The 21,540-nt window shown below is 65.4% G+C and carries 21 protein-coding genes and 1 other RNA gene; 21 read left to right on the plus strand and 1 reads right to left on the minus strand.

The window, feature by feature from the left end:
* Positions 1-4: 4 nt before the first annotated feature.
* The 21 genes from FHP89_RS11415 to FHP89_RS11515 all read left to right on the plus strand — a co-directional run bounded on the left by FHP89_RS11415 (position 5) and on the right by FHP89_RS11515 (position 20,983).
* A complete protein-coding gene (locus tag FHP89_RS11415; protein WP_260851575.1) occupies positions 5-427 on the plus strand; it encodes a hypothetical protein in 423 nt (140 codons plus the stop codon).
* Complete coding sequence (locus FHP89_RS11420) at positions 424-1,287, plus strand: DUF3025 domain-containing protein (RefSeq protein WP_144178047.1); 864 nt, start codon at positions 424-426, stop codon at positions 1,285-1,287. The genes FHP89_RS11415 and FHP89_RS11420 overlap by 4 nt, the downstream gene beginning before the upstream one ends.
* Before the next feature lie 10 nt (positions 1,288-1,297).
* Positions 1,298-1,754: RNase P RNA component class A (rnpB, locus tag FHP89_RS11425), an RNA gene on the plus strand.
* A gap of 298 nt (positions 1,755-2,052) precedes the next feature.
* Complete coding sequence (mraZ, locus tag FHP89_RS11430; protein WP_144178053.1) at positions 2,053-2,496, plus strand: division/cell wall cluster transcriptional repressor MraZ; 444 nt, start codon at positions 2,053-2,055, stop codon at positions 2,494-2,496.
* Positions 2,493-3,425: a 16S rRNA (cytosine(1402)-N(4))-methyltransferase RsmH gene (rsmH, locus tag FHP89_RS11435; RefSeq protein WP_144178055.1), complete on the plus strand. Its 933-nt coding sequence runs from the start codon at positions 2,493-2,495 to the stop codon at positions 3,423-3,425. The genes mraZ and rsmH overlap by 4 nt, the downstream gene beginning before the upstream one ends.
* A gap of 2 nt (positions 3,426-3,427) precedes the next feature.
* Positions 3,428-3,694, plus strand: a complete 267-nt coding sequence (gene ftsL, locus FHP89_RS11440) for a cell division protein FtsL (RefSeq protein WP_144178057.1) — start codon at positions 3,428-3,430, stop codon at positions 3,692-3,694.
* The gene (locus tag FHP89_RS11445; protein ID WP_144178059.1) at positions 3,691-5,439 is read left to right on the plus strand and encodes a peptidoglycan D,D-transpeptidase FtsI family protein; all 1,749 of its coding nucleotides are present in this window, start codon (positions 3,691-3,693) and stop codon (positions 5,437-5,439) included. Before ftsL ends, FHP89_RS11445 begins: the two co-directional genes overlap by 4 nt.
* Positions 5,436-6,941 carry a UDP-N-acetylmuramoyl-L-alanyl-D-glutamate--2,6-diaminopimelate ligase gene (locus FHP89_RS11450; RefSeq protein WP_144178061.1) on the plus strand — a complete coding sequence of 502 codons (1,506 nt, stop codon included), beginning with the start codon at positions 5,436-5,438 and terminating at the stop codon, positions 6,939-6,941. The genes FHP89_RS11445 and FHP89_RS11450 overlap by 4 nt, the downstream gene beginning before the upstream one ends.
* Positions 6,938-8,347: a UDP-N-acetylmuramoyl-tripeptide--D-alanyl-D-alanine ligase gene (locus FHP89_RS11455; protein ID WP_144178069.1), complete on the plus strand. Its 1,410-nt coding sequence runs from the start codon at positions 6,938-6,940 to the stop codon at positions 8,345-8,347. Before FHP89_RS11450 ends, FHP89_RS11455 begins: the two co-directional genes overlap by 4 nt.
* On the plus strand, positions 8,337-9,425 hold the full coding sequence (gene mraY / locus FHP89_RS11460; RefSeq protein ID WP_144178078.1) for a phospho-N-acetylmuramoyl-pentapeptide-transferase: 1,089 nt from the start codon (positions 8,337-8,339) through the stop codon (positions 9,423-9,425). The genes FHP89_RS11455 and mraY overlap by 11 nt, the downstream gene beginning before the upstream one ends.
* Positions 9,426-9,432: 7 nt before the next feature.
* Positions 9,433-10,815 (plus strand): UDP-N-acetylmuramoyl-L-alanine--D-glutamate ligase, encoded by a 1,383-nt coding sequence (gene murD, locus FHP89_RS11465; RefSeq protein WP_144178080.1) that lies wholly within the window; start codon positions 9,433-9,435, stop codon positions 10,813-10,815.
* Complete coding sequence (ftsW, locus tag FHP89_RS11470) at positions 10,812-12,041, plus strand: putative lipid II flippase FtsW (RefSeq protein ID WP_144178082.1); 1,230 nt, start codon at positions 10,812-10,814, stop codon at positions 12,039-12,041. The genes murD and ftsW overlap by 4 nt, the downstream gene beginning before the upstream one ends.
* Before the next feature lie 100 nt (positions 12,042-12,141).
* The gene (gene murG / locus FHP89_RS11475) at positions 12,142-13,221 is read left to right on the plus strand and encodes an undecaprenyldiphospho-muramoylpentapeptide beta-N-acetylglucosaminyltransferase (protein ID WP_144178084.1); all 1,080 of its coding nucleotides are present in this window, start codon (positions 12,142-12,144) and stop codon (positions 13,219-13,221) included.
* A complete protein-coding gene (murC, locus tag FHP89_RS11480; RefSeq protein ID WP_144178086.1) occupies positions 13,218-14,615 on the plus strand; it encodes a UDP-N-acetylmuramate--L-alanine ligase in 1,398 nt (465 codons plus the stop codon). Before murG ends, murC begins: the two co-directional genes overlap by 4 nt.
* A complete protein-coding gene (locus FHP89_RS11485; RefSeq protein WP_144178088.1) occupies positions 14,612-15,430 on the plus strand; it encodes an FAD-binding protein in 819 nt (272 codons plus the stop codon). The genes murC and FHP89_RS11485 overlap by 4 nt, the downstream gene beginning before the upstream one ends.
* Before the next feature lie 25 nt (positions 15,431-15,455).
* The gene (locus FHP89_RS11490) at positions 15,456-16,370 is read left to right on the plus strand and encodes a D-alanine--D-alanine ligase (protein ID WP_144178090.1); all 915 of its coding nucleotides are present in this window, start codon (positions 15,456-15,458) and stop codon (positions 16,368-16,370) included.
* The gene (locus tag FHP89_RS11495; RefSeq protein ID WP_144178092.1) at positions 16,363-17,190 is read left to right on the plus strand and encodes a cell division protein FtsQ/DivIB; all 828 of its coding nucleotides are present in this window, start codon (positions 16,363-16,365) and stop codon (positions 17,188-17,190) included. The genes FHP89_RS11490 and FHP89_RS11495 overlap by 8 nt, the downstream gene beginning before the upstream one ends.
* Entirely contained in the window at positions 17,187-18,416 is a 1,230-nt protein-coding gene (gene ftsA, locus FHP89_RS11500) for a cell division protein FtsA (RefSeq protein WP_144178094.1), read from the plus strand. The genes FHP89_RS11495 and ftsA overlap by 4 nt, the downstream gene beginning before the upstream one ends.
* 148 nt (positions 18,417-18,564) lie before the next feature.
* Positions 18,565-19,698: a cell division protein FtsZ gene (gene ftsZ, locus FHP89_RS11505; protein WP_144178096.1), complete on the plus strand. Its 1,134-nt coding sequence runs from the start codon at positions 18,565-18,567 to the stop codon at positions 19,696-19,698.
* A 172-nt stretch (positions 19,699-19,870) separates the two neighbouring features.
* Entirely contained in the window at positions 19,871-20,788 is a 918-nt protein-coding gene (lpxC, locus tag FHP89_RS11510; RefSeq protein WP_144178098.1) for a UDP-3-O-acyl-N-acetylglucosamine deacetylase, read from the plus strand.
* A gap of 6 nt (positions 20,789-20,794) precedes the next feature.
* On the plus strand, positions 20,795-20,983 hold the full coding sequence (locus tag FHP89_RS11515) for a hypothetical protein (protein WP_144178100.1): 189 nt from the start codon (positions 20,795-20,797) through the stop codon (positions 20,981-20,983).
* A 50-nt stretch (positions 20,984-21,033) separates the two neighbouring features.
* Here the strand turns inward: FHP89_RS11515 and FHP89_RS11520 are convergent, their stop codons facing one another.
* Entirely contained in the window at positions 21,034-21,468 is a 435-nt protein-coding gene (locus tag FHP89_RS11520) for a DciA family protein (protein ID WP_144178102.1), read from the minus strand.
* Positions 21,469-21,540: the final 72 nt, after the last annotated feature.

Genomic DNA, 21,540 nt, shown 5'->3' on the forward strand with positions numbered 1-21,540 from the left:
AACCATGATGCTTGACCGCCGCCTCCTGTTGTTGCCGCTCATGCTGCTCGGCCTGGCCGGCTGCGAGAACTCCGCCACCGCCTACAAGGTGGAGGGGTCCGAGCACGCCTTGATGCTGATGCGCGAGCAGCGCTATTTCTGGGCTGACGAAGTCGAGCAGGCGATTGTCGTTGCGCGCCTGCCCAAGTGCCAGCGTCGCGTCAGCATCTGGCCGGGCAGCGGTGACGGGCCGGTCATGGACGTCTATGAGGCCGGCTACCAGCTGTGGGCGCTGCAGCAAGGGCGCCGCTGGTATCTGGCCAGTACCGAGAAATGCCGGGTGCAGGACTGGGCCGATGCCCCTGCGACGCCGCCCGGCGCCTTGGTGGGCAGCTTCCGCATGCGCGATGGCGACATGGTGTTTGAACCCGCGTCGGGCGACAAGTGAGCGACCGCCCGGACTACCTCGTGCCGGCGGCGCTGGCCAAGTGGCCATTGTTTGCGCCCCTGGCGGCGTTGCTTGAAGGCAGCGGTGACCGTTTGCCCGGCCTGCTGGCGCTTAACCAGCTGGTCGCCCAGACCGCCCCCGGCCTGGCAAGTGCCAGTGGTGAGGCAATTCGCTTTGTGGTGCCGGATGCAATCAGTGCCGACTACGAGCAGGCGGTCTTCGACAGCGGGCAGGTCGCCACGCGAGACGACAACTGGCACGACTACTTCAATGCGCTGGTGTGGGCGGCGTTTCCGCGCGCCAAGGCCGCGCTCAATGCCTGCCACATGCAGGAGACCGCGCTGGCGGGTGTGACCCGGTTGCGCGGTCGCGGCCCGGTGCGCGACGCGCTCACCCAGTTCGACGAGTGCGGCATGCTGGTGCTGGGCACCGACGACACCTTGCTGGCGGCCATGGCACGTCACGACTGGTTGTCGGCTTTCTGGGGTGCCCGTGCCCGCGTGAAGGCGATGACACGATTTCTGCTTTTCGGTCATGCGTCTTACGACCAGATGCGCACGCCGTTCAATGGACTGTGTGCCAAAGCCATCTATATTTTGGTGCCCGAGTCGGTGCTGTCGATGCCTTTGTCCGAGCAAACTGCCTGGGTCGATGCGTGGCTCGCAACCCGATTGGCCGACAAGGGATTGCTGGCCTCGCCGCGCGATTTGTCGCCATTGCCGCTGCTCGGCATTCCGGGCGTCGTGCGTGAAAACGCCGTGCGCGAGTTCTATGAAGACACAGCCCAGTTTCGCCCCTTGGGGGGGCGCGCGCCGGCGCCCGTAATCTCTGACGTGGAAGCGACCGCCGTCGCGCTATAATCCGCGCCGGGAAGTTCGCCAGGCAGTCGCGACACGCGCAAGCGTATCGAGGAAAGTCCGGGCCACATAGAGCAGGATGCCGGCTAACGGCCGGGCGCCATACGCCGAAAGGCTAAAGCGACGGAAAGTATTGCCCGAAGGGGTGATCATCTCGTGGATTGTGATCTGCGCCGCTTGCGGTGGGGAAACCCGAGCAGACACGGGGTGGCAACAGAAAATAAACCGCCGACGACCGCAGATGTCGGGTCAGGGTGAAACGGTGGGGTAAGAGCCCACCGCGGACGTGGTGACACGGACGGCATGGCAAACCCCATCCGGGGCAAGGCCAAATAGGGGAGCATTGGCGTGGCTCGCGTCGCTCCCGGGTAGGCTGCTAGAGCGGCGTGGCAACGCGTCGCCGAGAGGAATGACTGCCCGGCGCCCGCAAGGGCGTTTGACAGAACCCGGCTTATCGGCGGACTTCCCACTTCCCGCCTTTTTCTCTGCGCGCATCGATCAAATGCCCCCACCTTTCCCCACCACGGGGCGATGCGGGCGTGATCGTTTCGCGTGAAATCTCCAATACATTCCCGTTGTCATTGATTTGGCTAAGAAAATGCCTTTCTCGGCATTGTCGAAGCATTCGGTAAGTGGTTGTGTCCATTGGCAAAACCCTCGATTTGTGCGCTTGACCCCCCTTGCTCTATGCACTAAAGTGGGGTCAAGTGCACAAATGTGGGAGAGAGTGCACCAAATCTCTCTTCCGAACCGTCCTGAGGGGGTGCGATGTTCCAAGGCGCTGCAGCGCTCAGTCTCGATGCGAAGGGTCGCCTGGCGATCCCTGCGCGGCATCGTGACGCGCTGACCGCGGGCGCCGGCGAACTGGTGGTGACGGGGCATCCGCACCGCTGCCTGCTGATTTACCCCTCGGAGGCCTGGCAGCCGATTCGCGACAAAGTGCTCGCGGGCTCCAGCCTTGAGCCGCGCTCGGCGATGCTCAAGCGCTTGCTGGTCGGTTTCGCGCGCGAAGAGCGCCTGGATGGCGCCGGCCGAGTGCTGGTGGCGCCGGAGTTGCGGCAGTTTGCCGAGCTCGAAAAGTCGGTGTGGCTGGTCGGACAGGGCTCGCATTTCGAGTTGTGGTCTGACGCCGGCTGGCAGAAGCAGCAGGAACTCATGTTTGGCATGGGCGCCGATCTGCTGCCGCCGGGCCTGGAAGATCTGGCGCTATGAGCTCCGCTGCCACCCATGTCAGCGTCCTCCTCTCCGAAGCGATCGATGCACTGAATATCCGCCCGGACGGGTGCTACGTCGATGGCACGTTTGGTCGTGGCGGTCATAGCCGCGCCGTGCTCGAGCGCCTGGGCCCCAAGGGCCGCCTGGTGGCGTTTGATCGCGATCCGGTCGCCATCGCGGCCGGCGCAGAACTGAAAGACCCCCGTTTTCTTTTGATTCATGCCCCGTTCAGTGAAATGGCGCAGTCGCTCGATGCCGCAGGCATTGGCCAGGTCGACGGCATTTTGCTGGATCTGGGGGTGTCTTCGCCTCAGCTGGATGAGGCGGAGCGTGGCATGAGTTTCCGTTTCGATGCGCCGCTGGACATGCGCATGGATACGAGTCGCGGCGAGACCGTGGCTCAGTGGCTGGCCCGAGCGGAGGTCGGCGAAATTACCGAGGTGGTGAAGGACTATGGGGAAGAACGGTTTGCTTATGCGGTTGCAAAGGCGATTGTTGCTGCTCGGGCAGGGGGGGCTGTTGCAACCACTGGACAACTTGCCGCACTCGTGGAGAAAGCGGTCCGCACGCGCGAGCCGGGGCAGCACCCAGCGACGCGCACCTTCCAAGCTCTTCGGATTTTCATCAACGCGGAGCTTGAGGAGCTGTCGGTAGTCCTGCCGCAGTGCATGGACCGCTTGGTGACGGGTGGCCGGCTGGTGGTGATCAGTTTTCACTCGCTTGAAGACCGCATCGTCAAGCGCTTCATGCGTGACGCGTCGGTGCCGCCGGCATTGCCGCGTGGCATGCCGGTGCGTGAGGCCGATCGTCCGGCACCGAAGCTGCGTCTGGCTTCCAAGGCGGTCAAGGCCGGTGAGGCCGAAGTGCGGGCCAACCCGCGTGCGCGCAGCGCCGTGATGCGTGTGGCCGAACGGACGGAGGCCTGATCATGCTGCGTATCGATGTATTGCTCGTGGTGGTGGTGGTGGCCAGCGCACTGGGGGTGGTGGCTTCGCAGCATCAGGCACGCAAGCTGCACACCGAACTGGAGCGCGATCAGTCGCGCATGCGCCAACTCGAAGTGGAGTGGGGGCAGCTTCAGCTGGAACAAAGTACCTGGGCGGCGCATGTGCGCATCGAAAAAATCGCCCGCCAGCGCTTGCGAATGCAAGCGCCCGTGGCAGCGCAGATGCTGCTGGTGGAGGGCTCGCCATGAAAAAGCGAAGCGTCACTTTCAACCATAATCCGCTTCTCGCAAAAGGGCTGCCTGTCTGGCGGCCCCGTGTCGTTTTGTTGGCCCTGCTGTGTGGCTCCTTCGCGCTGGTGGCGCGGGCCGCCTACTTGCAGGGCGTGAATGATGAGTTTTTGCAGGCCAAGGGCGAGTCGCGCTATGCGCGGGTGATCGAGATCCCGGCGACCCGCGGCAAGATCACCGATCGCCACGGCACGGTGCTGGCGGCGAGCACGCCGGTCAAATCGATCTGGGCGATTCCGGGTGACGCCAAGCCGACGCCGGCCGAGGTGCGCAAGCTGGCCAGTCTGCTCGACATGGATGTGCGCGACCTGAACCACCGTCTGGCGCGCGACAGCGATTTTGTGTATCTCAAGCGCCAGGTGCCGCCCGAGGTGGCCGAGCAAGTGGCGAACATGAAGCTTGCCGGCATTCATGATCAGCGCGAGTATCGGCGCTACTACCCGGGCGCCGAGGTGATGTCGCATCTGCTCGGTTTTACCGGGGTGGATGATCACGGACAGGAAGGGGTCGAACTGGCCTACGACGGCCAGCTCAATGGCAAGCCGGGCTCGCGTCGCGTGATCAAGGACCGCCGCGGGCAGATCGTCGAGGATGTGGAGTCGATCCGCACGCCGCAGGAGGGGCAGGACATTGCCCTGTCCATCGATGCCAAGATTCAGTACCTGGCCTACACCGCCTTGCAGCACGCGATGGAAACGCATCGCGCCAAGGCGGGCAGTGTGGTGGTGCTCGATTCGCGCAGCGGCGAGGTGCTGGCGATGGTGAACGCGCCGACCTACAACCCCAACAACCGGGAGTCGCTCAGCGGTGCGCAGTTGCGCAACCGGGCGGTCACCGACACCTTTGAGCCGGGCTCGGTGCTCAAGCCGATCATCGCGGCGATGGCGCTCGAAAGCGGCAAGTTCCGGTTCGATACCGTCATCGACACCGGCAATGGCCGCATGGCGCTGGCCAATTCAACAATCTCGGACACCAAGCCGCATGGCCGGCTGACGGTCGCCGAGGTCATCCAGAAGTCGTCGAACGTCGGCGTCGTGCGCATGGCAATGACCTTCAAGCCCGACGAGATGTGGCAGGTCTATGACGACCTGGGTCTGGGATCGTCGCTGCAACTGGGCTTTCCGGGCGAGGCCTCCGGGCGGCTGCGCCCCGCCAGCACCTGGCGCCCCATCGAGCAGGCCACCATGGCCTATGGCTATGGGGTCTCCTCCAGTTTGATGCAATTGGCGCGCACTTATCTGGCGTTTGCACGCGATGGCGATGTGATCCCGGTGACGCTGACCCGTAGCGAGGTGCCGCAACTGACCGGCCGTCGCGTGTTCTCGGCGCAGACGGCGCGCGAGACCCGCGCCATGATGGAGATGGTGACCCAGGAAGGCGGTACGGCGATTCACGGCCGGGTGCCGGGCTATCGCGTGGCCGGCAAGACGGGGACCTCTCACAAACTGGAAGGGGCAAAATACACCAGCAAGTACATCGCCTCCTTTGTGGGTCTGGCGCCGGTGAGTGACCCGCGCCTGGTGGTGGCGGTGATGATCGACGAACCGACCGGCAAGCAGTATTACGGCGGCCAGGTGGCGGGCCCGATCTTTTCGAATGTCATGGCGGGCGCCTTGCGTGCCTTGTCGGTGCCGCCCGATGCGCCGATCACGCCGATGCAGGTCGCGCGCAGCAAAGAAGAACTCGCTGCTCAGGGGCGCATGTGAGCCAGGCAGAAGCCCTTCGCCTCCTCGACGCGCTGCGCGTGGCCGGCGTGAGCGTGCGTGGTCTGAGTGTGGACTCGCGTGCGGTGGCACCGGGCGATGTGTTTCTCGCCCATCCCGGCTTGCGCAGCGACGGCCGCGACTATATCGGCCAGGCCCTTGCCCGCGGTGCGGCGGCGGTTATCTATGACACTGCCGATGGCTTTTCGCCGCCTGCTGCCGGCGTGCCGATGCTGCCGGCGACCGGCTTGCGCGGCATTGCCGGCTATCTGGCCGATGCCGTGTTTGATTCGCCGTCGGCCAAGCTGTGGGTGGCCGGGGTGACCGGTACCAATGGCAAGACCACGGTCAGCCAGTGGCTGGCACGGGCGATGGCGCTGCGCGGCGAGCCCTGCGGTGTGATCGGCACCCTGGGCAGCGGCTTCCCGGACCAGTTGATGGAAGGCCTGCACACCACGCCCGAGGCGGTGGCCGTGCATCGCACGCTGGCCTGGCTGCGCGGCGAAGGTGCGCGGGCCGTGGCGATGGAAGTGTCTTCGATTGGCTTGCATCAGGGCCGGGTTGCCGGTGTGCGCTTCGATGTGGCGATATTCACCAATCTGACCCGCGACCACCTCGACTACCACGGCGACATGCAAGCCTACGGTGAGGCCAAGGCAGACTTGTTTCGCCTGGATATCGATCACGCGATCATCAATCTCGACGATGCGTTCGGGGTCGAGCTGATCAAGCGACAGGTGGCCAAGGGCGCCTCGGTGATCGGTTACACCTTGATGGCTGAGAACGCCGCGCTGGCACCGGTCGGCCGCGCGCTGGTCGCCGAGTCGCTGAGCACCACGGCCGCCGGCGTGCGCTTTGTGGCAAGCTGGCAGGGACGCCGTGAGCCGGTGAATGTGCCCTTGGTGGCTGACTTCAACGTCTCCAATTTGCTGGCCGTGATGGGTGCGCTGCTTGCGCGCGGTGTGTCGCTGGAAGGCGCGGTTCAGGCTTGTTCGCGCCTCAGCCCGCCCGCCGGACGGATGCAGATGCTGGGCGGCATCGGCGAACCGCTGTTGCTGGTGGACTACGCACACACCCCCGACGCGCTTGAGAAAGTGCTGGTGGCCGCGCGCAAGACCGCGCAGGCCCGCAAAGGTCGTTTGTTCTGCCTGTTCGGATGCGGCGGTGATCGGGATGCTGGCAAGCGCCCCCTGATGGGCGCCGTGGCCGCGGGCATCGCGGATGTGGTGTGGCTTACCAGCGACAACCCGCGCAGTGAAGACCCGGAGCAGATTCTGGATCAGGTCGCCCTCACGGCAGGCGCCAACATGCATCGCATGGCGGATCGCGCGCGTGCGATTCAGGCGGCTGTGGCTGCGGCGAGCGCTGATGATGTCTTGGTGATCGCGGGCAAAGGGCATGAGCCGTATCAGGAAATTCAGGGCGTACGCCATCCGTTTTCCGATGTGGAACACGGTCGCGCTGCCCTGGCGCAATGGGGCAGTGGCCACGGAGCGCACACATGATTGATTTGCAGACATCGGCTCGCGCGATCGGCGCACAAGCCACCGGCGCCGCGACATTTGATGCGGTGCTCACCGATTCGCGGGCGCTCACCGCCGGCTGCCTGTTCGTGGCCTTGCGCGGCGAGCGCTTTGACGGGCACGACTTTATTGATGCCGCCCGACAGGCTGGCGCGGCCGCCGCGATGGTCGATCGCGCCTATGCCGATGCGCATGCGCCAAGCGACGACATGCCCTGGCTGGTGGTGGACGACACCCGACTGGGGCTGGGCGCTCTGGCGGCCTGGTGGCGCCGGCAGTTCGACTTGCCGCTGATCGGTGTGACCGGCAGCAACGGCAAGACCACGGTCAAGGAAATGTGCGCCGCCATTGCCGCCGCGCGCGTCGAACGCGAGGGCGGCGATCCGGCGCTAGCCGTGTTGGCCACGGCCGGCAACTACAACAACGATATCGGCCTGCCGCTGACACTGCTGCGTCTGCGTGCCGAGCATCGCATCGCGATCATCGAAATGGGCATGAACCACCCCGGCGAGATCGCCTACCTCACCGGTCTGGCTGCGCCGACGGTGGCCTTGGTCAGCAATGCGTTGCGCGCGCATCTGGCGGGCTTGGGTGATCTGGACGGTGTGGCGCAGGAGAAGGGCGCAATCTACAGCGGACTGGTCGATGGCGGTGTCGCCGTGATCAACGCCGATGACGCGTTCGCCGACTACTGGCGTGGCGTCAACGCCGATCGCCAGACGCTCACTTTTGGCCTCGGCGCGTCGGCCGATGTGCGCGCCGACTGCGTGCTGCATGGTCTGGGCGTGCGCATGACCTTGCACGTTGGTAGCGAGGCGGCGAGTTTCCCCTTGCAGGTGCCGGGCTTGCACAACGCCCGCAACGCCTGCGCAGCGGCGGCGGCCTGCATGGCCGCCGGGGCGAGTCTGGCCGATGTGGTGGCCGGCTTGTCGGCCTACCAGGGCACGCGCGGGCGCCTCACCCAGCGCGCCGGCCTGAACGGCGCAACCGTGCTGGACGACACCTACAACGCCAACCCGGATTCGGCCCGCGTCGCCATCGACGTGCTGGCCGCCACGCCGGGCCGCAAGGTGCTGGTGCTGGGCGACATGGGTGAGCTGGGAGAGACCAGCGCACAAATGCACGACGAGGTCGGCGGCTACGCCAAGAGCCAAGGCATTGATTACCTGCTGGCGCTCGGTCAGGCCAGCGTCGTGGCGGCGCGCAACTTTGGTGCCGGCGGCGAACATTTCGAGCGCATCGACGACCTGGTCGCTGCGCTGAAAAAACTGATGGATGAGAACACGGTGGTGCTGGTGAAGGGCTCGCGCTTCATGCGCATGGAACGCGTGGCCAACGCGGTCGCGAACGGCACGATCGAGGCCGGGGAGGGAACGCATGCTGCTTGAATTCGCCCTGTGGCTCGGCCAGGACGTCCGGACCTTCAATGTGTTCGGCTACATCACGCTGCGCGCGGTGCTGGCGGCACTGACGGCGCTGGCCATCTCCTTCATCTTTGGCCCGGCGGTGATTCGCTGGCTGGCCGCCAAGAAAATTGGTCAGGCGGTGCGCGACGACGGCCCCAAATCCCACCTCACCAAGGCCGGCACGCCGACCATGGGCGGCGCGCTGATCCTCATCGCGATCGGGTTCACGACACTGCTGTGGGGCGATCTGCGCAACCACTATGTGTGGGTGACGCTGCTGGTCACGCTCGGCTTTGGCGCCGTGGGCTGGGTGGATGACTGGCGCAAGGTGGTGCATCGCGACCCGAAAGGGCTGGCCAGCCGCTGGAAGTATTTGTGGACCTCGGTGATTGCACTGGCCGGCGCGCTGGTGCTCGGCCTGACCGCCACCGACCCCGCGCAGACCACGCTGATCGTGCCCTTCTTCAAGGATGTGGCCTACCCGCTGGGCTTCGGCGGCTTCGTGCTGCTGAGTTATTTCGTGATTACCGGCACCAGTCACTCGGTGAACCTCACCGACGGCCTCGACGGCTTGGCGATCATGCCGACGGTGATGGTCGCCGGTGCGCTGGCGATCTTCGCCTACGTGGCAGGTCACGCCGGCTTCTCTAAGTATCTCGGCGTGCCCTATATCGCGGGGGCTGGCGAGCTGGCGGTGTTTTGCGGCGCCATCGCCGGCGCCGGCCTCGGCTTTCTGTGGTTCAACGCCTACCCGGCGGAAGTGTTCATGGGCGACGTCGGCGCGCTGGCGCTGGGCGCCGCGCTGGGCACCGTGGCCGTGGTGGTGCGTCAGGAAATCGTGCTCTTCATCATGGGTGGCCTGTTTGTGGCCGAGACCCTGTCGGTGATGTTGCAGGTCATCTATTTCAAGCTCAGCGGCGGCAAGCGCATCTTCCGCATGGCGCCGCTGCATCACCACTATGAACTGGGCGGCTGGAAGGAAACGCAGGTGGTGGTTCGCTTCTGGATCATCACCATCATGCTGGTGCTGTTCGGGTTGTCCACGCTGAAACTGCGCTGAGGAAAACATGGGCATGTGGCAAGGCAAACACGTATTGGTGCTCGGGCTGGGTGAATCCGGCCTGGCCCTCGCGCGCTGGTTGGCGCGAGAGGGGGCATCGGTGCGCGTGGCCGACAGCCGTGCCAATCCGCCCGGTGCCGAGGCCTTGTGCGCCGCGCTGCCCGGCGTGTCGCTGACCGCAGGTGCGTTCGATCTCGATCTGCTCGTGGGTGTCGATGTGCTGGCGATCAGCCCGGGCCTCGATCCGCGCCAGCCGGTGATCGCTGCTGCGCGTGAGCGCGGCATCCCGGTCACCGGCGAAATTCAGGTGTTTGTGGATGCGCTGACCGCGCTCGGTGAGCGTGATCGCTGCCGCCTGATCGCCATTACCGGTACGAACGGCAAGACCACCACCACGGCGCTGACGGCCGCCTTGTGTCGTGCGGCCGGGGCGGATGCGGTGGAAGCCGGCAACATCAGCCCGGCCACGCTCGCGGTGCTGCTCGACCGACTCAATGCTGGCCAGCCGCTGCCCGACTGCTGGGTGCTGGAGCTGTCCAGTTTCCAGCTTGAGACCGTGTCTGAGCTGCGTGCCGATGCGGCCGTGGTGCTCAATATCAGCGACGATCACCTGGACCGCTACGATTCGCTGGCCGACTACGCCGCCACCAAGGCGCGCATCTTTGCCGGTGCGCGGGTGGCCGTGGCCAATCGCGATGACGCGCGGGTCGCCTCGATGCTTGGTGATGCCGCCAGCGCGACCTTCGGGCTCGACAAGCCGCATCGTGTGACTGACTACGGCATCCGCGACGGCCATCTGGTTCGCGGTGATGAATCGCTGATCGCCATCGACGCGCTGCCCCTGGCCGGCCTGCACAATGCCGCCAACGCGCTGGCCGCGCTGGCGCTGTGCGAGGCGATCGGCCTGTCGACCGAGCGCCTGCTCGAGGGCTTGCGCAGCTTTCGCGGCCTGCCGCACCGGGTCGAGCGCATCGGCGAGCGTGACGACGGCGTCACCTATTACGACGACTCCAAAGGCACCAACGTCGGCGCCACCATTGCCGCGCTGGCCGGTTTGCAGCGCTCGGTGCTGCTGATTGCCGGCGGCGACGGCAAGGGCCAGGACTTCTCGCCCCTGCGTGAGCCGGTCACCCGGCATGCACGGGCGGTCATTTTGATTGGCCGCGACGGCCCGCAGATTGCCGCCGCACTCGATGGCACCCATGTGCCGATCGAATTTGCCGCCGACCTGCCGCGTGCGGTGTTGCGCGCCGATGCCTTGGCGCAGCCGGGCGACGCGGTGCTGCTGTCGCCGGCCTGCGCCAGCTTCGACATGTTCCGCAGCTACGTTCATCGCGCCGATGTGTTTGTCGAGGCGGTGCGCGCCTTGCCCCGGGTGGCGGCTGCATGAAACTGAGCCTCACACTCCCTTCCTTGCTGCCGCGTCGCAAAGCCGAGAATCCGGCGGCGCGTCGTGCGGTGCACCGTCTCGGCGCACGGGAGGTCCACCCGCGCGAGCTCGATCCGATGCTGATCTGGTCGGCTGTGAGCCTGCTCATGATCGGCCTGGTGATGGTCTATTCGTCCTCCATCGCGACGGCCGAAGGCCTGAAATATACCGGCCATCAAAGCACCTACTATCTGGTGCGCCACGGCGTGTTTCTGATGATCGGCGCGATCATCGGTGCGGTCGCTTTCCAGCTGCCGATGCGGGTGTGGCAGCAGTTGTCGCCGCATCTGTTCGTGGGCGGCGTGGTGCTGTTGATTCTGGTGGTGATCCCCGGCATTGGCCGGGAGGTCAACGGCGCCAGCCGCTGGCTGCCGCTCGGGCCGCTCAACTTCCAGCCCTCCGAGGCCATGAAGCTGTTCGCTGCGCTGTACGCCGCGGACTACACCGTGCGCAAGCTGCCGCACATGGCCAGCTTCAAACGCGCCTTCCTGCCCATGCTTGGCGTGGTGCTGCTGGTGGGCTTCTTGCTGCTCAAGGAGCCGGACTTTGGCGCCTTCGTGGTCATCACGGCGATCGCCTTCGGCATCCTGTTCCTGGGTGGCATCAATGTTCGTGTCTTCGCCCTGCTGGCGGTGGTGGCGCTGATCGGCTTCATGTTGCTGATCTGGCTGTCGCCTTATCGGCGCGACCGCATCTTTGGCTTTATGGACCCGTTCCAGGACGCCTTCGGCAAGGGCTATCAGCTCTCGCACGCGCTGATCGCCTTCGGCCGTGGCGAATGGTTCGGCGTCGGCCTTGGCGCGAGCGTGGAGAAGTTGTTCTACCTGCCCGAAGCGCACACCGACTTCATCCTCGCCATCATCGCTGAAGAGCTTGGCCTGGTTGGCGTGCTGGTGGTGATCGCCCTGTTCGCCATGCTGGTGCATCGCGCCTTTGCGATCGGGCGCCAGGCGATCGATCTCGAGAAGTTCTTCGCCGGATTGGTAGCGCAAGGCATCGGCCTGTGGATCGGCGTGCAGTCCTTCATCAACATGGGCGTGAACATGGGCTTGCTGCCCACCAAGGGCCTGACCCTGCCACTCATGAGCTTTGGCGGTTCGGGCATCGTGGCCAACTGTCTGGCGCTGGCGATCCTGTTGCGGATCGATTGGGAAAACCGCCAAATCATGCGCGGAGGTGGTGCATGACACCGCAGCGCATGATTTGGCGGGATCAAAGGAGCATCGCATCGTGCGCAAGCGCGATGTGGAGCCAAAATCGCTTGTGCGCTCTCCGCGGAGGTGGCGCATGAAGACGCTGATGGTCATGGCCGGCGGCACGGGCGGGCATATCTATCCGGGCATCGCGGTGGCCGAGGCGCTGCGCGCCGAGGGCTGGCGCATCGTCTGGCTGGGCAATGCCGACCGGATGGAAGGAAAGATCATTCCCGAGCTCGGCTACGAAACCGCCTGGATCCGCTTCGGCGCGCTGCGTGGCAAGGGTGTGATGGCCAAGCTGCTGCTCCCGCTCAACCTGCTGCGCGGTTTCTGGCAGGCACTCAGCGCGATTCGCAGCAGCAAGCCCGATGTGGTGCTCGGCATGGGCGGCTATGTGAGCTTCCCCGGCGGCATGATGGCGGCGTTGATTGGCCGGCCGCTGGTGGTGCACGAACAAAACTCGGTGGCCGGCCTGGCCAATCGCGTGCTGGCGCGGGTGGCCGATCGCATCGTCACCGGCTTTCCGAAAGTGATCAAAGGCAGCCACTGGTTGGGCAATCCGGTACGGGCCGACATTGTCGCGCTGCCGACGCCGGATGAGCGCTTCGCCGAGCGGGAAGGGCCGTTGCGCGTTTTGGTCATCGGCGGCAGTCTGGGCGCCAAGGTGCTGAATGACACGGTGCCGCAGGCGCTGGCCAGTCTGTCTGAATCGATCCGGCCGGTCGTGGTCCATCAAGCCGGCGCGGCACAGATCGACGCGCTGCGTGAAAGCTATGCAGCGGTGCGGATCGAGGGCGATCTGCGACCGTTTATCGAAGACATGGCGGCGGCCTATGCCGCGGCCGATGTGGTGATCTGCCGCGCCGGTGCGCTCACCGTGGCCGAACTCGCGGCGGCAGGCGTGGCGAGCATTCTGGTGCCCTTGCCGCATGCGGTGGACGACCACCAGACCGGCAACGCACGCTTCCTGGCGGATCGCGGTGCGGCCTATCTGCTGCCGCAGAGCGAGCTGAGCCCCGATCGTCTGGCTGGCATTTTGCGCGGCCTCGATCGCCGTCGTCTGCGTGACATGGCCAACGCGGCCCGTGCCCTGGCCCGCCCGAATGCGGCGGCCGAGGTGGCGCAGGTGTGCCGTGAGCTGGCCGGCGAGAAGGAGTCCAAAGGATCATGAAACACAAAGTCAAACACGTCCATTTTGTGGGCATCGGCGGCGCCGGCATGAGCGGTATCGCAGAAGTGTTGCTGAACCAGGGTTTCGCGGTGAGCGGTTCGGATCTGGGCGAGAGCGCGGCAACGCGCCGCCTGACGGCCATGGGCGCACGCGTCATGCGCGGGCACGATGCCGCCCACGCGGCGGATGCCGATGTGGTGGTGGTATCCACCGCCGTCAAAGCCGACAACCCTGAGGTGCGCGCCGCGCGCGTGCGTCAGGTGCCGGTGGTGCCGCGTGCCCAGATGCTCGCCGAGATCATGCGCCTCAAGCAGGGCGTGGCGATTGCCGGCACCCACGGCAAGACCACCACGACGTCGCTGACCGCGTCGATTCTTGCTGAGGGGGGGCTGGACCCGACCTTCGTCATCGGCGGTCGCCTGAACGCGGCTGGCGCCAATGCGCGCTTGGGCAAGGGCGAGTTTCTGGTGGCCGAGGCGGACGAATCCGACGCCTCCTTCCTGTTGCTCAATCCCGTCATTTCGGTCGTCACCAACATCGACGCCGATCACATGGATACCTACGGCCACGACTTCGCGCGGCTCAAGCAGGCCTTCATCGACTTCCTCCAGCGCCTGCCCTTCTACGGCGTTGCCGTGCTGTGCGAGGACGACCCGCATGTGCGCTCGATCATGCCGCTGGTGTCCAAGCAGATCGTGCGCTATGGCTTCTCGCCGAACGCCAACATCCGCGCCGAGAATGTTCGCGCCGAAGCCGGCCGCATGGTGTTCGACGTGCTGCGCATCAACGGCACGGTGTCGCGTCTGCCGATCACCCTGAACATGCCGGGGACGCACAACGTCCTCAATGCGTTGGCGGCCATCGCGGTGGCCACCGAGGTGGGCGTGGCAGACGAGGCGATCATCCAGGCGCTGGCTGACTTCAAGGGCGTGGGACGGCGCTTCCAGCGCTATGGCGACATCGCCTTGCCCGCCGGCGGCAGTTTCACGCTGGTGGATGACTATGGTCACCACCCGGTCGAAATGGCCGCCACCATCGAGGCGGCGCGCGGTGCCTTCCCCGGGCGGCGTCTGGTGCTGGCTTTCCAGCCGCATCGCTATACCCGGACGCGTGATTGCTTCGAAGATTTCGTAAAAGTGTTGTCCACCGTCGATGCGCTGGTGCTCGCCGAGGTCTATTCGGCCGGCGAGGCGCCGCTGGTGGCGGCCGACGGTCGGTCGCTGGCGCGCGCGTTGCGCGTGGCCGGGCGGATCGAGCCGGTGTTTGTCGAACAGATCGACGAGATGAGCCAAACCGTACTCGACGTGGTGCAGGACGGCGACGTGGTGCTGACCATGGGCGCCGGCACCATCGGCGCGGTGCCGGGTCAGCTGGCCGGCGAGGAGAGCGCATGAGCGCCCACGGCACCTGGTTGCGTGATGCCGGCATGGCCGAGCGCAGCGCCTGGGGCGTTGGCGGCACGGCGCAGTTTGTGTATACGCCGAGCGATGCCGAGGACGTGCGCGGTTTTCTCGCAGCGCTGCGTCTGGACGAGCCGGTGCTGGTGAGCGGCACGGGTTCGCGCGTGGTGGTGCGCCAGGGCGGCATGCAAGGCGTGGTGATCGGTACGGCCAAGTTGAAGCGCATCCAATTCACCGACGACGGCGTGTATGTCGAAGCCGGCGCCCTGTGCGCAAGGCTCGGGCACGCCTGCGCGCAACATCATCACGGCGCGCTGGCGTGGCTGGCCGGCGTGCCCGGCTCCGTCGGCGGCGCCTTGCGCACCAATGTCAGCGTGGGTGAGCACGGGCTGTGGTCGCAGGTGAGGGCGGTGCACACCGTCGATCGACACGGCCATGCGCATGAGCGCGACGTGACCGAGTTTGGTCTCGACAGCACCTGGGCCGGTGCCACGCGTCACTCGGACGAGATGGTACTCGGGGTGTGGCTGATCGGCGGCAGCGAGACGACGCATGTGCCCGTGGCGATGGCCGGCGCGCGGGCGGTGACGCAACTGTTTGCGCCCGAGAGCGTGCCCCATGTGCTGGCCGCAGGGTCGACCCTGACGGGCGCGGTGCGCCTCGATGGTAATACGGCCCAACTCCAACTGGATGAAACGGCCGAGGCGGCGGATCTCGAATCGGCGATTGAACAATTGTGCGCGGCTGCGAGCCAGCAGGCGGGGCGGTCGGTCAATTGCCGGCTTCGCTTCGTCGGGGCGCGAGGCTAAGGCGATGAGCGAAATGACGGAAAGCATGCAGACACGATTCGGAAAAGTCGCGGTGTTGATGGGCGGTGCGTCCGCCGAGCGCGAGGTGTCGCTGATGTCCGGCAAGGCCGTGCTCGCCGCCTTGCAGGGCGCCGGCGTGGATGCGCACGCCTTCGACCCCGCCGATACCGATCTGCATGTGCTCAAGGATGAAGGCTACGACCGCGCCTTCCTGGCGCTGCACGGCCGGGGCGGTGAAGACGGCACGGTGCAAGGCATGCTCGAGATGCTCGGCATCCCTTACACCGGCAGTGGCGTGATGGCCTCGGCGGTGTCGATGGACAAGTGGCGCACCAAGCTGGTGTGGCTGGCCGCGGGCCTGCCCACGCCGCGCTTTCACATCATCGACGAGACCAGCGACTGGGCCGCCGTGGCCGCCGACCTGGGGCTGCCGATCTTCGTCAAGCCGGTGCATGAAGGCTCGAGCATGGGCGCCACCAAGGTGACCGACGCCAGTCAGTTGGCCGAGGCCTGGGCGCTGGCGGCGCGCTACGACACGCTGGTGATCGCCGAGGAATTTATCGAAGGCCAGGAGCTGACCATCCCCTTCCTGGGCGACGAAGTGCTGCCGGTGGTGCGCATCGTGGCGCCGGACGGCAACTACGACTACCAGCACAAGTACTTCACCGACGACACCCAGTACTTCTGCCCCAGCGGCTTGCCCGCCGCGCAAGAGGCCGAGCTGCAGGCGCTGATGCTGCGCGCCGCCAAGGTGCTGGCTTGCCGGGGTTGGGGGCGGGGCGACCTGATCCTGACCGCCGAGGGGAAGCCTTACCTGCTCGAAATGAACACCACGCCGGGCATGACCGGCCACTCGCTGGTGCCGATGTCGGCCCGCGTGGCCGGCTATGACTTTGCCGCCCTGTGCCTGTCGATTCTGGAGAAAGCACGCCTTGGCTGAGATCCGCCCTCGTCCTGCTGCACGCAAGAGCGCCACCCGCGCTGCACGGGGTGGGCGGGTGCGCGTGGGCGTGTGGCATCGGCCGGCGGTGCTGAATCTGGTGTCGGACGCGCTGATGCTGATCGCGACCGCGATGATCGGCTACGCGGCGGTCACCTGGCTGGCAGCGCGGCCGGCCTTTCAGTTGCGCGAAGTGACGGTGCTCACGCCGCCGGCGCAGGTGTCGGCTGAACAACTGCAGTACGCCGCGCGCTCGGCGGTGAAGGGCAATTTCTTCACGGTGGATCTGGTGTCGGTGCGCGAGGCCTTTGAAAAGCTGCCGTGGGTGCGCCGCGCCCAGGTGCGTCGCCACTGGCCCGACATGCTCGAAGTGCGGCTCGAGGAACACCAGGCCGTGGCCTACTGGACGGTGAACGACAGCGGCGAGACGCGGCTGGTCAATCGCCAGGGCGAGATCTTTGTGGCTGCCAGCAACGCACACATGCCGGCCTTCATCGGGCCGGAGGGCTATGCCGGTTATGTGCTGGCCAGCCATGCACGCTTCTCCAAGCTGCTCGCGCCGCTGGGTCGGGAGTTGGTCGAACTGGGCCTGTCGGCGCGAGAGGCGTGGCAGCTGACGCTGGACGATGGTCTGGTGATCCGGCTGGGTCGGGATCGTGAAAAAGCGCATGTCGAAGAGCGCATGGCGCGTTTTGTCGAGGCCTACCCCAAGGCCTTGGCCAAGTCGCCGATGACGGTCGCGGTGGCGGATTTGCGGTATCCGAATGGTTTCGCCCTCTTGCCGGTGGGCGACAAGAAGTCAGTGGAAAGCAAAAAATGAGCAAGGAATACAAAGACCTCGTCGTCGGGCTCGACATCGGCACATCCAAGACCACCTGCATGGTGGCCGAGGTGCGCCCGGATGGACAGTTCAACGTGATCGGCCTCGGAACGCAGCCCTCCAACGGCTTGCGCCGCGGGGTGGTGGTCAATATCGAGGCCACCGTCGATGCGATCTCGCGGGTGATCCAGGAGGTTGAGCTGATGGCCGACTGCAAGATCGGCGATCTCTACACCGGCATCGCGGGCAGTCACATCAAGAGCTTCAACTCGAATGGCATGGTGGCCATCAAGGACAAGGAAGTGTCCACGATGGATGTGGAGCGGGTGATCGAAGTGGCGCGCGCCATGCCGATCCCGGCCGACCAGCAGATCCTGCACATCCTCACCCAGGAATTCATCATCGACGGCCAGGACGGCGTACGCGAGCCGATCGGCATGAGCGGCGTCAAGCTGGAAGTGAAGGTGCACATCGTCACCGGCGCCGTGTCGGCTGCGCAAAACGTGGTCAAGTGTGTGCGCCGCTGCGGGCTGGAGGTGATGGATCTGATCCTTCAGCCGCTGGCTTCGAGCTACGCCACGCTGTCTGAAGACGAAAAAGGCCTGGGCGTGTGCCTGGTCGATATCGGCGGCGGCACCACCGATCTGGCGGTGTTCACGCAAGGCGCGATCCGCCACACGGCAGTGATTCCGGTGGCGGGTGACCAGATCACCAACGACATCGCCATGGCCTTGCGCACCCCGACTGCCGAAGCCGAAGAAATCAAGATCCGCCACGGCGTGGCGATGAGTTCGCTGGCCGATCCGAGCGAGATGATCGAAGTGCCCGGCGTCGGCGATCGCTCCGCCCGCAAGCTCTCGCGTCAGGCGCTGGCCGACGTGATCGAGCCGCGAGTGTCGGAATTGTTTGAACTGGTGCAGTCGGAACTGCGTCGCAGCGGCTACGAAGAGCTGCTCTCGTCCGGCATCGTGCTCACCGGCGGCGCGTCGGTGATGGACGGCATGATCGAGTTGGGCGAAGAAATTTTCCATATGCCGGTGCGCATCGGCGCGCCGCAATACAAGGGTGGCCTGGCCGATGTGGTCTGTCAGCCGCGTTATGCCACCGCGATGGGATTGATGGTCGAGGCCATGGCGCAGCGGCGCCGCGGGATTCAGGCGCGCGAGACACGCAACCTGCGCCAGATGTTCGACCGGATGAAGGGTTGGTTTGAACGGAATTTCTAGGGCTCGCCCTCGGGCGGGGTTTTGTATGAATTTGTAGTTCGTCTGTTGCTGCCCGGTATTTAGTTATAGAATGCCAAACTAATACTAGATACCGGATAGCGCAGACGAGAAAGTGGCGTTAAAGCCGTTTTTCAAGGAGGCGAGGCACATGTTTGAAATCGTTGAAAAGGAACCGATCGGCACCATCATCAAGGTGGTCGGCATCGGTGGCGCCGGCGGCAATGCCGTCGATCACATGATCCGCGAGAGCGTGCACGGCGTTGAGTTCATCACCGCCAACACCGATGCGCAGGCGCTCAAGCGCAACCTGTCGACCCAGAAAGTGCAATTGGGTACGTCGGGCCTGGGCGCTGGCGCCAAGCCGGAAGCCGGCCGTTGCTCCGCGCAGGAAGCGCGTGAGCAGATCGCCGAGGCGATCAAGGGCGCGCACATGGTGTTCATCACTGCCGGCATGGGTGGTGGCACTGGCACCGGCGCTGCGCCGGTGGTGGCTGAAGTGGCCAAGGAAATGGGCATCCTCACCGTGGGTGTGGTGACCAAACCCTTCGACTTCGAGAATCGCGACCGCGTCGCCGACAGCGGCATCGAAGAGCTGTCCAGTCATGTCGATTCGCTGATCGTTGTGCTCAACGACAAGCTGATGGAAGTGCTGGGCGATGACGCCAGCCTCGAAGATGGCTTCCGCGCAGCCGACAACGTTCTGCGCAACGCCGTCGGCGGGATTGCCGAAATCATCAATATTCCGGGTCTGGTGAACGTCGACTTCCAGGACGTGCGCACGGTGATGGCCGAAATGGGCCGCGCCATGATGGGCTCCGCCGAAGCCGCCGGTATCGACCGCGCGCGCATCGCCGCCGAACAGGCTGCCGCCAGCCCGCTGCTCGAAGGGGTTGAACTGTCCGGCGCCCGTGGCGTGCTGATCAACCTGACCGCCAGCCGCTCGCTGAAGATGTCGGAAGTGAAGGAAGCCGTGAATACCGTGCGCGCCTTCGCCGCCAAAGATGCCTTCGTGATCTACGGCACCGTCTTCGACGAAGCCATGGAAGACCGCATCCGCGTCACCGTGGTCGCCACCGGCCTGGGCAACCCGGCCGTGTCGGCCAGCAAGCCGGTGATGCAAGTGGTGCAGGGCACGGGCACTTACGGCCCGTCCAGCGGCGCGCACGAAAATGATGTGCCGGCGGTGATTCGCAGCGGTCGTCGCACGACCGTCGAGGCGATGAGCGCCAGCGGTGTGGGCACTTACGATATCCCGGCCTTCTTGCGCAAGCAGGCAGACTGATCAGCATTCGTACTGCCCCGACGGGCGCCTTGCGCATGGACGATGCCTCCCGTCCGCGCGCAAGGCGCCCGTCGCCGTTAAAAAGCGCGTTGTGCGCCGCATGCTAGACTTCAGCCTGATGCGCCTGCGTCATCTCCTGAACGGGCGCCAGGACCCTACACGGCGACGGATCATGATCAAGCAACGCACGCTCAAATCGACAATTTCGGCCACCGGCGTCGGCCTGCACGGGGGCCGCAAGGTGACCATGGTGCTGCGTCCCGCGGCGCCCGATACCGGCGTGGTGTTTCACCGGGTGGACCTCGATCCGCCGGTCGACCTGCCGGCAGACCCGTACTCCGTCGTCGATACCCGCTTGTGCTCCGGCCTGCAGCAAGGCGAGGCCAAGGTGGGTACCGTCGAACATCTCATGTCCGCGCTGGCTGGTCTGGGTGTGGACAATGTGCATGTGGATGTGGACGCCGCCGAACTGCCGATTCTCGACGGCAGCGCCGGCCCCTTCGTGTTTCTGATTCAGTCGGCCGGGCTGGAAGAGCAGGCCGCGCCCAAGCGCTTTCTGCGTGTCAAGAAGGCGGTCGAATACCGCGAAGACGACAAATGGGTGCGCCTGGAGCCCTACGACGGCTTCAAGCTCGACTTCTCCATCGTCTTCAATCACCCGGCCATCAACCGCACCAAGACCGACGCCACCGTCGACTTCGCCGATCTGTCCTATGTGCAGGACGTATCCCGCGCGCGCACCTTCGGTTTCGTGCAAGACGTCGAATTCATGCGTTCCAACGGCCTAGCCTTGGGTGGCAGCCTCGACAACGCGATCGTGATGGACGAGTACCGCATCCTCAATTCAGACGGGCTGCGCTACAACGACGAGTTCGTCAAACACAAGGTGCTGGACGCCATCGGCGATCTCTACCTGGCCGGCAAGCCACTGCTGGCCGCCTACTCGGCACACAAATCGGGCCACGCGCTGAACAACCAGGTGTTGCGCGTGCTGCTTGAAGACGAAAGTGCCTGGGAGGTCGTCACCTTCGAGGATCACACCCAGGCGGCCCCCGGTGTCGCCGGCATGTTCGAACCCGTGATGGGTTGATCGACGATGTTCGTACTTCGACTGGTGGGCGCGCTGGCGCTGGTGATGGTGGGCGGCTCGCTGATCCTCTATCTGCTCTCGGGCAACCCCCGCTATCGCTACTGGGCCTGGGTGTTCACCCGTGTCGGCTTGGTCACCTTGTTGGTGTTTCTTGCGCTGATGCTCATCGAGCGCTTGCTGGCGCCGATTTTTTAGCTGCCGCCGCGCGCATCGACCGGTGCCGGCACTGCCCAAACCCCTTTGTGTTACGCCCCCCGGCTTCGCCGCACGAAGCGCTCGAGCGCGGCGCGCAGCGGGTCGTCGGCGGGCAGGTCGCTGGCGAGTGAGCGCAAGGCGTCTTGCGTTTGACCGCTCACCGTACGTTGCTCTGGTGGTTTCGGCGGGGGCGCGGGGTTCACCGGGCGGGTGGCAATCTTGATGCTGCGGACCATCACGCCCTGCATTGCCAGGGTGTTGAGCAGGCGGGGCGTAGCCTGGCGCAGTTTGGCAGCGACAGCGCCGGTGGCGGCGTGAATCAGAAGCACGTCTTCCTTGAGGTTGGCCACATGACAGCTGTCGGCCAGGTAGGGCGGCAGCTCGGCCAGCACGATCTGCTGGAGCCGGCCCAGACGACTGGCGTGGGCGCGCAGGCGGTCGAGGGCCGAGCCTTCTCCAGCAAAGCGATCAAGCCGTTGCGTCATGGGTTGAATTGATGCATCTCAAGGGTTGGTGGCGACGGGGTGCACGGGACGGAGTCAGTTCTGCTGACCGTG

Origin of the sequence: Denitromonas ohlonensis, from assembly GCF_007625205.1 — a bacterium.
Taxonomy (GTDB): Bacteria; Pseudomonadota; Gammaproteobacteria; order Burkholderiales; family Rhodocyclaceae; genus Nitrogeniibacter; species Nitrogeniibacter ohlonensis.